Origin of the sequence: Mycobacterium sp. (genome assembly GCF_035274705.1) — a bacterium.
Lineage (GTDB): Bacteria > Actinomycetota > Actinomycetes > Mycobacteriales > Mycobacteriaceae > Mycobacterium.
The window spans coordinates 66,535-75,651 of record NZ_DATENY010000012.1 but is presented as its reverse complement, the minus strand read 5'-3'; the positions used below and the strand labels follow the sequence as shown (position 1 = coordinate 75,651).

The 9,117-nt window shown below is 63.7% G+C and carries 10 protein-coding genes; 8 read left to right on the top strand and 2 right to left on the bottom strand.

The window, feature by feature from the left end; genetic code table 11:
• The first annotated feature begins 314 nt into the window (after nucleotides 1–314).
• The 3 genes from VJV41_RS02670 (at nucleotide 315) to VJV41_RS02660 (ending at nucleotide 2,353) form a co-directional block, all read left to right on the top strand.
• The gene (locus tag VJV41_RS02670) at nucleotides 315–938 is read left to right on the top strand and encodes an HD domain-containing protein (protein ID WP_325330809.1); all 624 of its coding nucleotides are present in this window, start codon (nucleotides 315–317) and stop codon (nucleotides 936–938) included.
• Between the two features lie 80 nt (nucleotides 939–1,018).
• Nucleotides 1,019–1,597, top strand: coding sequence for a hypothetical protein (locus VJV41_RS02665; RefSeq protein WP_325330807.1), 579 nt, complete (start codon nucleotides 1,019–1,021; stop codon nucleotides 1,595–1,597).
• Between the two features lie 246 nt (nucleotides 1,598–1,843).
• Nucleotides 1,844–2,353, top strand: coding sequence for a nuclear transport factor 2 family protein (locus tag VJV41_RS02660; protein ID WP_325330805.1), 510 nt, complete (start codon nucleotides 1,844–1,846; stop codon nucleotides 2,351–2,353).
• Here VJV41_RS02660 and VJV41_RS02655 read toward each other — a convergent pair.
• Complete coding sequence (locus VJV41_RS02655; RefSeq protein ID WP_325330803.1) at nucleotides 2,350–3,327, bottom strand: GlxA family transcriptional regulator; 978 nt, start codon at nucleotides 3,325–3,327, stop codon at nucleotides 2,350–2,352. The two genes, VJV41_RS02660 and VJV41_RS02655, sit on opposite strands and share 4 nt — an antisense overlap.
• 153 nt (nucleotides 3,328–3,480) lie before the next feature.
• On the opposite strand from VJV41_RS02655, the gene VJV41_RS02650 reads away from it, so the two are divergent.
• The 3 genes from VJV41_RS02650 (at nucleotide 3,481) to VJV41_RS02640 (ending at nucleotide 6,734) form a co-directional block, all read left to right on the top strand.
• Complete coding sequence (locus VJV41_RS02650) at nucleotides 3,481–4,899, top strand: helix-turn-helix domain-containing protein (RefSeq protein ID WP_325330801.1); 1,419 nt, start codon at nucleotides 3,481–3,483, stop codon at nucleotides 4,897–4,899.
• A gap of 118 nt (nucleotides 4,900–5,017) precedes the next feature.
• A complete protein-coding gene (locus tag VJV41_RS02645; RefSeq protein ID WP_325330799.1) occupies nucleotides 5,018–5,683 on the top strand; it encodes a phosphohydrolase in 666 nt (221 codons plus the stop codon).
• 28 nt (nucleotides 5,684–5,711) lie between these two features.
• Entirely contained in the window at nucleotides 5,712–6,734 is a 1,023-nt protein-coding gene (locus VJV41_RS02640; protein ID WP_325330797.1) for a GlxA family transcriptional regulator, read from the top strand.
• A 93-nt stretch (nucleotides 6,735–6,827) separates the two neighbouring features.
• Here the strand turns inward: VJV41_RS02640 and VJV41_RS02635 are convergent, their stop codons facing one another.
• A complete protein-coding gene (locus VJV41_RS02635; protein ID WP_325330795.1) occupies nucleotides 6,828–7,784 on the bottom strand; it encodes a GlxA family transcriptional regulator in 957 nt (318 codons plus the stop codon).
• A 125-nt stretch (nucleotides 7,785–7,909) separates the two neighbouring features.
• Between VJV41_RS02635 and VJV41_RS02630 the strand changes: the two genes are divergently transcribed.
• On the top strand, nucleotides 7,910–8,557 hold the full coding sequence (locus VJV41_RS02630; protein WP_325330793.1) for an HD domain-containing protein: 648 nt from the start codon (nucleotides 7,910–7,912) through the stop codon (nucleotides 8,555–8,557).
• A gap of 3 nt (nucleotides 8,558–8,560) precedes the next feature.
• Complete coding sequence (locus VJV41_RS02625) at nucleotides 8,561–8,992, top strand: PPOX class F420-dependent oxidoreductase (RefSeq protein WP_325330791.1); 432 nt, start codon at nucleotides 8,561–8,563, stop codon at nucleotides 8,990–8,992.
• Nucleotides 8,993–9,117: the final 125 nt, after the last annotated feature.

Genomic DNA, 9,117 nt, shown 5'->3' with positions numbered 1-9,117 from the left:
GGGGCGCGCCGAAAAGTCCGATATCGAATGCGAGTGACGTGAAGCGGCCGCGCGAAGCACTGCTCGCACACCCTCGTGCAGTTGATGTAAATCCGCCCGGCAGCGGGCGCGATTCACGTGGATCACACTGTCGCACAACGTAAAAGGCTGTGCCTTAGTCTTCGCGAGGGCACCTGCGCGTCCCCGGAATCAGCCCGCACCGACGCGAATGACCCGGCCGCAGCGATGGCAGAAAACGAGGAGTAGTTGTCATTGCCGCCACGTGCGCGGTGCTCCTACGCTCGAAGTCGACGCTAAAAAGAACGGACGCTGTCATGATCACCGACATCTCGGCACCCAACAGCACCATCGCCCAGCAGGCCGAGAACCTGGCACGAAGCGTGTCCAGCGACATGCTGTTCAACCACGCCATGCGCAGTTACTGGTTCGCCGAACTTTTCGCGCAACAGGAAGATATCAAGGTCGACAGCGAGCTGATGTTCCTCTCGGCAGTCCTGCACGACCTCGGCCTCACCGAGCACTTCGTGGGCAGGCACCGCTTCGAGATCGAAGGGGCCACTGCGGCGCGCACGTTCCTGCTCGATAGGGGGGTCTGTGAAGAGCGTGCCCAAAGCGTCTGGGACAACATTGCTTTGCACACCGGGGACGTCAACGAGTTTCGCGGTGACACAAGCCGCATCATGCAGCGGGGTGTCGAATATGACGTCTCCGGGGTGCAGGATGCCGCACTCGATCCCGCCGACGTCGGCGAAGTCCTGCGGCGCTACCCGAGGCTGAACTTCAAGCGCGCGTTCAATGACGTCCTCAACCACGAAGTCGACCGCAAGCAGCCATACCGGCACTGGTTTCACATCTGTACGCGTGTTGCCCACAACAGATCACCCCTCACCATCGCCGATGCTCCCATCGCGCTCGACATGGCGCCCTTCGACGAATAGGAGACACCCGGCCACGCGGCGACCACACGTGTCGGCGCCGAAACACCATCACGAACCATCTGACGAGTAAAGAGGAAATTGTGGATCTCAGCAAATACGAATTCCGAACCCAACCTTGGTTCGACGCCTCCCAGTTCCAGGGGTTCAATGGCGCAATTCCCATGAAGACCTTGGTCATTCATTGCTTCGACCCCCGTGCCGCAGACATTCCGGACGCGGTGGCCAAGCACCTGCCAGACGAGGTGTACCCGGGCGAAGACATCCTCGACGGCGCCGGTAACAAGGTCGGTTCCACTAGAACGCTGTTCACCATGGCCAACGGCGGCGGACGTGCCGTCGATGCGCTGCTCGCCGTCGCGACACTGGATTACCTGTTCCGCGTGCAGAACGTCGTCGTGGTGCATCACTCCTTCTGCGGCGCAACAGCATTCACAGCAGAGCAGCTCACCGAATGGCATAAGGAGCGTCACGGTACTGATCTCACGGAGTTCTTCGATCGAGAGAGCCTGGCTGTCACTCACTTCGACGAGTCGATCAAGTACGACGTGGATCTGCTCCGTAAGAGCCCCGTCGTACCCAAGACCGTCAACCTGTATGGCTTCTTCTATGAGATCAACAGCGGTGAGCTGACTGAGATCGTGCGCGACATTCCCGCGTAGAAACCGCCTTGGGCGGCACTGCCGGCGCACCTTGTGAAGGCCGGGCATGCCTTCGGACGTGGCCGAGGTTGTGGGTGAGTGTGTACAGATTGCACAGCGGTGTGCGTGGAGTGCACGACGCGCGCAAGGACGCCTATTACTGCCCAGGGCTCTCTAGGGTCGAGGTATGTATCTGAAGCGACCGCAGCAGATTTCACGACACCGCGCGTACCCCTGTCGGGTCGGGCGACGACGAAAGGTAGGCCCATGCTGAGTTTTCCGCCTGTCGCCTTTCAAGGCGCGCTAAGTGCCCAAGACCGCATCGACGCCATAGATTTCGTCAACCGGCTCAACTGGCTGTTCGAGGTGTGGGATGTCGATGCGATGGTGGAGTCGTTTCTGCCCGAAGCCGCGGCATTCCACTTCGACGGCTCTTTCCGCGGGCACGAAGAAATTCGCGTGTTCTTCGAACAGGAGTATCGCTATCTGATTCCCGGCGTGGCACGCCACGCCACCAATCACATCGTCGACGCAGATGGCCCCGATGGTGTGGCGGTGCGCTACCACATGATGTTGGTGCGCTACGCATTCCCCGACACGGCCCCGGGCGTACCCCTCGAAGAAGGCATCGTCAACAGCCCGTATGGCGTGCCGTCCATCTGGCTGTACTCGCCGATGCTTGATCGGCTGCGCCGCACTGACAACGGCTGGCGCGTCTTCGAGCGCTACCTGGGGCCCTCGGTTTTCGACCAGCGCTTGTCGCCGCCGCAGAACTAGAACCGAGCGCCCGACTGCGACCGCGGCGGCCGGAACGCTCGGCGGTACGCGGCCGGCGAGGTCCCGAGGGCCGCCGTGAAGTGATCGCGCAGCGCCGCCGCCGACGCATGCCCGGTGCGCTGAGCGACATCGGTCATGGGGATGTCCGTGGTTTCCAACAGTTGGCGGGCGCGGTCTAGTCGTGCCTGCGACAGCCAGCGTTTGGGGCTGGTGCCGATCTCTAATCGGAAGCGGCGCAGCAGGGTTCGCTCACTCACGTTTGCGCGTCTTGCCATCTCGGCCAAACCCAGCGGCTGATCGAGGTGTCTCAACGCCCACTGGCAGAGCGAGTCCATCGAGCTCGCCGAGGTATCGGGAGGGGCCGTGGCGATGAACTGTGCCTGCGCGCCGTCGCGGTGCGGTGACAAGACGTTCCAGCGCGCAAGTTCGGCCGCGGCATGGGCGCCGTGATCGCGACGAGTCAGGTGCAACGCGAGATCCAGGCCACTGGCCAGACCGGCCGAGGTGAGGACATCCCCCTCATCGACATAGAGCACGTCGTCGAGGACCACCGTGTCAGGGAATTCACGCTTGAGAGAGTCAATGCCAGCCCAGTGCGTCGTGGCTCGGCGCCCGCGCAGCAATCCGGCATGGCCGAGCGCGAACGCACCGATGCAGATGGACATCATCCGCGCCCCGCTTTCGGCCGCCTGCCGCAGAGCCTCCAGCACCTCGTCGGACGGCGCGGCATCCGGTGCCGAAGCGTAGCCGGGAACCACGACGGTGTCCGCGTTCTCGAGCGCACCGAGATCACGGGGTAGCCGCAGGTCGAACCCATCGCACGTGGAGATGTGCGATCCACCTGGCCCGCAAACCACCAGGTCGTAGAGAGCCGACGGGGCGAGATTGGGGCCATGCCCGAACATTTGCAATGCGCAGGCGAGATCGAAGGTCACCAGACCGGGTAACGCCACTGCCACTACACGATGAGCCATGACGTACTTTTTCGCGAAGATGGCGGGAAAACAAGGATCAATGGCGATCTGCCATCTCGCGGGCAGGTCGGCTGCGGCGTCACAGTGTGACGACAGCGCCCAATCGCCACGCACCGGGGCCCGCCCTTAGCGTCTGTAGAGGAGGTGGTGGATTTGTCCTTCATCCTGAACACCGATGAAGTCGCCGCAACCGACCGCGCTGAATTTGTCCACGAAGCGCTCGGGACGACGATGGTGCCGATCGAACTTCACTGGATCGGCGACCGGCCCGGCGCCACAGCCCACGGCGTGATTACCGACCTGGGTGACCTCACCGTGTGCTCAGGTCAGACCACCGCTTTCCGAGTCGACCGCACGCCGTCTCTGGCACGCGACGATATGGAACCCAGCATCTTCGTCAACCTGCAACTGTCTGGCACGAGCATGGTCGTGCAACACGGGCGCGAAGCGATACTCCATCCAGGTGCACTGGTCATCTACGACTCCACCGCGCCTTACACCCTGCTCAATGACACCGGCATGACCGGCGAGTTCTTCCGCATACCCCACGCCTCACTGGCGATGCCCCACGATGCCATCCGCCGGGCCTGCGCCGTCTCACTGAGCCCGCAGCATCCCGTGACGTCGCTGACCTACGACTATCTTCGTCGCCTGGCGGCAGACCCAGCACTGCGGACGGCTTCCCACGCCGAGTCGGTCGGCCATCCCAGCGTGGAGCTCGTCCGCGCGGTCATCGCGACCCACCTGCGCAACGACGGCGCCGCCGATCCGTTGGCCTCCACCCTGGCGCTGCGAATCCTAGAATTCGCCCGCGCCCACCTCGCCGACCCCGACCTGGGTGCAGAGATGATTGCCGCCGCGCACTACATCTCTGTCCGGCACCTGTACAAAGTCCTCGCTGACGCCGAAATCAGCCTGTCCGAATGGATCCGCACCCATCGACTGGAGGCGTGCCGCCACGATCTGTCGAGGAATGCCTACCCGACGATTGCCTCCGTCGCCCGCCGCCGCGGGTTCACCGACATGTCCAGCTTCAGCCGCGCATTCCGCGCCGAATACGGCGTCAGCCCAAAAGAATGGCGCCGACACCACAACCGTCAGCCGTGGGAGGCGGAACCAGCGGCCGATTCCGCCGACCAGCCCGGCGACCACGATCTGCGGGCTGCGGCGCCGCGGCGTAACACGCCGCCGGCTGACGGTGCTGCGGAGCAGAGATCCGAGCAACCGCTCGGGCAACTGCTGGACTGGATGCATCGCAACTCCGCTGCACCCCTTACCCTCTCGACGATGGCCGCACGCGCCTCGGTGAGCGTGCGCACCCTCAACCGGCAGTTCCGCGATCACCTCGACACCACACCGCTCGGCTACCTCACCCAACTGCGGGTCGACCGGGCGCGGCAGCTCTTGGACACCACTGACCTGACCATGGACCGCATCGCCGAACGCTGTGGGTTCGGTTCCTATGACTCCCTGCGCTATCACTTCATCCGCACCGCTGGAGTCACACCAGGTGAGTACCGAACAGGCGACACCATGCAGACGGCAGACCCTGGCCAGTCCACCCCGTCGTGAATATGTTGCGCTGCAGGGATAAATGGCCAGATCTTCGTGTGCGGTGACCATCTGAACCCTGGTGGCCCCCGGCGCAGTTGAGCATGGTGAATGCATGGGCACGAAGGGACGACACCCCATGACCAATTCACTCGACCTCGCCGCCCAGTGGCACTTCCCCGACACCGAAGTATCCACCGCCGCACTGCGACTGCTGTACGAGGTGTCACCGCAGTTCGTCGCCAACCACACCGTGCGCTCCTACGTTTTCGGACGTGAACTGGCCGCCGCCAAAGGGCTGCGCAGCGGCACCGACTACGACGACGAAACCGTCTTTCTCAGCAGTGTTCTGCACGACCTTGGACTGACCGAATATGGCGGCGGAGACCAGCGATTCGAGGTCGACGGTGCCGATGCGGCCGCGCGGTTCCTGCGTGAACACGGGGTAGCAGAGGGCAAAGTCACCACCATCTGGCAGGCGATCGCCGTCCACACCAGCCTCGGATTGGCTCACCGCTTCGGCCCCGACCACTCCGTCACGCATTTCGGCATCTCGCTGGATATCGACGGCAACGAAAAGGGACTGCTGCCACCGGGGTTCGCCGATCGCGTCCACGAGGCATGGCCACGACACAACCTCGACTACGCGATCGCCGACCTCATCGCACACGGAATCCACGTCAATCCCCGCAAGGGCCCACCGTTTACCTTCCCCGCCCACGTGTATCACCTGCGCGGCGGGACACAGCTCACCTTCCTTGACGTCATCAATAACTCAGGCTGGGGCGACCAGCCGACCTGCTAGGCGCTTGCGGCATGGCATAAAATTACACATGCCCTCAAAATCAGCCACAGCACGCCCGCAACGGCAACGCCTGCGCAAGGTGGTGCTCGTCGCCTACGACGGAGCCAAGCTGATGGACATCTGCGGCCCGATGCAGGCGTTCAGCGAGGCACGGTTCGACGACGGTCGCCGCGCCTACGACTTGGTCCTCGCCTCCGAAGCCGGCGGGCCCATCACCACCGACACCGGCGTCACGCTGCAGACCGCGGCATTGGACACCACGGTGCTGCGGGCCGTCGACACATTGCTCGTCTCTGGTGGGGTCCTCGACCTCCCGCCCGCAACGACCGAAACCCTACGCACCTGCCTGGCCAAGCACGTTCGAAAACCGCGTCGCCTCGGTTCCATCTGCACGGGAGCGTTCATCCTCGCCGAGCTCGGGGTATTGGATGGCCGGCATGCGACGACGCACTGGGCGTTCTGCCAGAAACTCGCGCAGCACTATCCCGCCGTGACCGTCGACGCGGACGCCATATTCGTCACCTCCGGCCATGTCTGGACGTCTGCCGGGGTGTCAGCGGGAATCGACATGGCGTTGGCGATGATCGAACAAGACCTCGATCACCGGACCGCTCTCGACGTGGCGCGTGGAATGGTTCTGTTCTTGAAGCGGCCCGGCGGACAATCGCAGTTCAGCGTCGAACTGAGACAACAGATTCGAGATGCCGATGGCCGGTTCGAGCAGCTGCACGACTGGATCCGCGCCAACATCGACGCGGACCTCTCCGTGCCCGCGCTCGCCAATGCCGCACACATGAGCCCGAGGAATTTCGCTCGCGTCTATGTCCGCGAAACCGGCGAAAGCCCCGCGCGTGCGGTGGAACGAATCCGTGTGGGAGCAGCCAGACGTCTGTTGGAAACTGGGCACGATCCCGTGCACACCGTCGCGCGCCGTGCTGGATTCGGAGACGACGAGCGCATGCGCCGGGCCTTCGTCAAGGTGCTCGGCGTATCACCGCAGGATTACCGCAACCGCTTCGGTCGAACCGGAAAGACTCGACGAACCGCATGAGACAAACCATGGTCTAGCGGCGAGCCGACGACATCCACGCTGCGCTGGCGCTTCTGCGCACACGTTCCCGGGGCAGGACCGCGGCGGTGGTGCTCACACCGCCGCGTGTTGCACCGCACCGCCAGGCGCACGGAAGTTGCGTCGATACGTGGTGGGGGCGGTGTCGAGCCTGCGGCGGAAGTGCGTCCGAAGGTTCAGGCCGGTGCCGAATCCGGCGCGCTCGGCAACATCGTCGATGGGTAGATCCGTGGTCTCCAGTAGTCGCCGCGCTTCATCGATGCGCATCGTCAGCAGCCACTGCAGGGGCGTGGTGCCGGTGGCATCCCGGAAGTGTCGCGTCAAGGTGCGTGGCGACATCGCACACCGAGCGGCCAGATCCTCCAACGTGATCTGCTGGTCCAGGTTTTCCTTGGCCCAGGCGCATAATTCGCCTATCGGACCGGTCCCGGCAACCTCGAGCGGACGTGCGATGAATTGGGCCTGGTTGCCGTCACGGTGGGGAGCTGCGACCAACTCCTGAGCAATGCGGCGAGCCTCCTCCACTCCGAGGTCCGTGCGCACCACGTGCAGGCACAGGTCAAGGCCAGATGACACGCCCGCAGACGTCAGCACGTCACCGTCGTCGACGTAGAGCACATCAGCACGCACATCGATCGCGGGGAATTGCTGTGCAAGCTCGTCGGTATTGCGCCAATGCGTTGCCGCCGGCCGCCCATCGAGGATTCCGGCCTGGGCAAGGGCGAAGGCGCCGACGCAGATCGAAATCATGCGCGCTCCACGTGCGTGGGCACGTCGAAGCGCCGCCAACACCGCTGGATCGAGCGACACATCATGGGGACGGTATCCAGGTACCACCACGGTATCGGCACGCGCCAAGGCGCGAAGGCCCCGATCGGGATTGATCGTAAATCCCGCGGTCGTGCGCACCGGCGACGTCGGGGCGCACACTTGCGTGCGGTAGGGCGGGTGGGAGAAGACCTCGACCGGTAAGGCTAGGTCAAGCGGGATGACGTGGTTGAGCGCCAAAACAGCCACGCGATGCGTCTTCATGACGAGATTATATCGACTATGACAATCCAGCCAACCAGCGAATTCGTCAGCAGATTGTCTTGAATATATCGAACAATGACTTATAGACAGCGGCGGCGCACGTCTACACGGGTGATTATCGGACTATGACAACGACCAACCACGACGCCTTGCTCGCAACTCCGGACGTGCCGTGGGCCGCGGCCGCAATGGAATTGGTGTTCAGCCAAGAGAGCCGCTCCGTGGCCAATCACAGCGCTCGAAGTTGGATCTTCGCCCGTATGCTGCGTGATCATCTGAACTTGACCAATGAGGTGGACGAGACACTGCTGTTTGCCGCGACACTGCTGCACGACATCGGTTTGCGTCGCGACGTGCGCGATCCAGTTCGCTTCGAGATCTGCGGGGCTGATCGTGCCGCTGAATTTCTTACCGCTCAAGGCCTTGGCGCTGCCGAGGTCGACAAGGTGTGGGAGGCTATCGCGTTGCATACCTCGCCCGGAATTCCCGAGCGCCGCGGGCCGCTGACCTTCCTGACCCGCGCGGGCGCAGGGATGGACTTCGGCGAGTTCACCGAGTGCATCAGTGACGACCAGGCCGCCGCCATCCATGTGGCCTACCCGCGACTGGCATTCGCGCGCAGCATCGTCGACGACATCGTCGAGCAGATCCGGGCCGTCCCCGAGCGCGGACCGATGTTCTCGATCGGACACACGCTAGTCAGCGAGCGCTCGACACCGCCACACGTCACGCAGCTGGAGCGCGTGACCGCCGCATCACGCTGGGGTGAATGACGCATGACCCCCGTCGCCGAATTCTCCGCCACCGCCGTCGAGTTCCTGTCCGCAGGCACCCGGACCGGAATGCTCGGATTCCTCGCCCAAGACGGACGCCCGCTCCTAGCCCCGGTCTGGTTTGTCGTCGACAACGGTGATCTCGTCCTCAACACCGCCAAAGCCTCCGCCAAAGGCCAAGCGCTGACGCGGGACCCACGTGTCGTGCTGTGCGTCGACGACCCTCACCCGCCGTACGGCTTCATCCAAGTCCAGGGCATCGCCGCCCTCTCCGAGGACCCCGACGAACTCCTCGACATCGCAACACGCACCGGCGCCCGTTACATGGGCCCTGACCGCGCGGAAGAATTCGGCCGACGTAACGGCGTCCCCGGCGAGCTCGTCGTCCGGATAAGGCCCACCAAAGTCATTGCTGCCTTCGACCTCGCCGAATAACCAGCCAACAGCTCATCAGTGCTTGTGCAGCGCGCAGAACTAGGACACGAGTGGTCACTGTCACCGTGAAACAAAACGGCCCGTATCGGTCAGCTGATGGGCGAGTCGTTCGGTCAAGGCGGCAG